Annotated in this window: 1 protein-coding gene; it reads left to right on the forward strand. The window is 67.1% G+C overall.

Annotation, left to right across the window (positions count from 1 at the left end; genetic code table 11):
• Positions 1–1,603, forward strand: a 1,603-nt coding sequence (locus tag ACMO6A_RS00285; RefSeq protein WP_418470626.1) for a class I tRNA ligase family protein, incomplete at its 5' end; no start/stop codon positions are given.
• Positions 1,604–1,661 lie beyond the last annotated feature (58 nt).

Below are 1,661 nucleotides of genomic sequence, written 5' to 3' on the forward strand. Positions count from 1 at the left end.
GCACAAGCGCGCCACGCTGCAGTTCTACGACGCCGAGGCGCACACGTTCCTGAACGGCCGCCAGGTGACGGGCCGCTGCCCCGTGCAGGGCTGCAAGTCCGAGCACGCCTACGCCGACGAGTGCGACCTGGGGCACAGCTACGCCCCCGAGGACCTCATCGCGCCGAAGTCGTCGCTGACGGGCACGACTCCCGAGATGCGCCCGGTGGAGAACTGGTACTTCGATTTGCCCGCGTTCGCCGACTTCCTGCGCGGCCACGTGGCGGCGCTCGAGGCCGACCCCGAGGTGCGCGCCATCGTGCCGCAGACCGTCAAGGAGTTCCTCAGCGCCCCCGTCGTCTACATCAAGAACGACGCCCGCGAGGCCTACGACGCCGTGGCGGGCGAGCTGCCGGCCCATCAGCTGCGCGAGGCCGAGAAGGGCAAGCAGAGCTTCGAGATCGAGTTCGCCTCCATCGACGACCGCGACGCGGCGCGCGAGGTGCTGGGGCGGGCGGGCATCCGCTTCCGCACGGGCAAGGCGCTCGTGCCGTTCCGCATCACGGGCAACATCGAGTGGGGCGTGAAGGCGCCGGTCATCGACGGGCTGGAAGGCCTCACGGTGTGGTGCTGGCCCGAGAGCCTGTGGGCGCCCATGTCGTTCACCATGGCCGTCAACGACAAGATGGGCCTGCCGCGCGGCAGCTGGCGCGATTTCTGGTGCTCGGAGGACGCCGAGGTGTACCAGTTCATCGGCCAGGACAACCTGTACTTCTACGGGGTTGCGCAGCCCGCGCTCATCGAGGCGCTGCGCCCTGACGACATCCTGACGCCCGGCGTGACCGAGCATCCCATCCGCCAGACCACCCTCGTGGCGAACCATCACATCCTGTTCGGCGACAAGAAGGCCTCGTCGTCGGGCTCGGTGAAGCCGCCCACGGCCGACGAGCTGCTGGACTACTACACCGTCGAGCAGCTGCGCGCGCACTTCCTGGCGCTCGGCCTCGACCAGAAGTCGGTGGGCTTCAAGCCCAAGCCGTTTTTGGCCACCCCCGAGGAGCTTGCGGACACGCGCGTGGCCGACCCGGTGCTGAAAGAGGGCGCGCTGCTGACGAACGTGTTCAACCGCTTGGCCCGCAGCTGCTTCTACGAGGCGCAGAAGAACTTCGAGGGCTATATGCCGCTGGGCGATGCGTCCGAGGACGTGGTAGCGAAGGTGCACGAGGTGCTGCGCGCCTACGACGAGACGATGCACCGCGTGGAACTGCACACCATCATGTCCATCATGGACGAGTTCATCCGCTGGGCGAACAAGCGCTGGTCGGACGGTATCCGCGAGGTCGAGAACACGGGCGACGACGAGCTGCGCCGCCAGGTGCTCGTGGACTCGTTCTTCCTGCTGCGCATGGCGACGCTGCTCATGCACCCCGTGGTGCCGGCGGGCGCCGAGAAGATCTGCGACTACCTCAGCTTCGAGTTCGACGACTTCTTCAGCTGGAACTACGACTTCGAGAACATGGACGAGCTGTGCAGCGCCGGCGAGATCACTGAAGCCCGCCACCGCATCCGCGAGCTGCCCCCGCGCTTCGACTTCTTCGCGAAGCACCCGAGCCAGTACAAGTAACGTCCCGACAGGGGGCGGGCCTTCAACGGGGATGTTTTCGGGATGAAGAGCGCCCGTC

Origin of the sequence: Eggerthella sp. (assembly GCF_048329335.1) — a bacterium.
Lineage (GTDB): Bacteria > Actinomycetota > Coriobacteriia > Coriobacteriales > Eggerthellaceae > Eggerthella > Eggerthella lenta.